Raw genomic sequence first — 603 nt, forward strand, 5'->3', positions numbered from 1 at the left:
GCGCCCAGGCCACGGCCGACGCCACCGCCGCACTCGACCGCACCACCGCTCTCGCCCACGTGGGCCTCGGCGCGGAACGCAGCCAGCTTTCCGGCCCGGTCGGCACACCCGCTGCCGAGGTGTCGGGTGAGGCGGCGGCCGGGGAGCTGGAGGGTTGGGAGCGGGTTCGGCGGGACGAGATCGCTCGGCTGGAGGCGTTCGCCGGGCATGGGGAGCGGTATGCGCGGGCCGTGGCCGAGCTACGGGAGCGGCGGGAGGAGCAGCGGGTCGCCGAGGTGGCCGTGGCCGCGCTCGAAGCCGAGCTGACGGAGCTTCCCGGGCTGGTCGACGAGGGGCGAGCTCTGCTGGCCGACGCCCGGGTGTCGGCCGCGGGTGCGGAGGCAGCGGAACGGGCCGTCGCGGAGGCCGGACGCCTGGTCGAGGTCGGACGGAGACGTGACGCGCTGCGCAAGCGGCTCGACGACGCCGAAAAGGCGTACCTGCGGGTCAGCGACACCGCGCAGCAGCTTCGCGACGACTATCTGGACGTGCGCGGCGCCCGGCTCGACGGGATGGCGGCGACGAGCCGGGCCTCTACGGCGGCACCCGCAAGGCGGCCGGCTG

At 76.1% G+C, this 603-nt stretch carries 1 pseudogene; it reads left to right on the forward strand.

The window, feature by feature from the left end:
* Positions 1-603, forward strand: a pseudogene (locus tag ACYVE7_RS35340) (hypothetical protein); the annotation flags it as partial.

Source organism: Actinocorallia lasiicapitis (assembly GCF_054778695.1).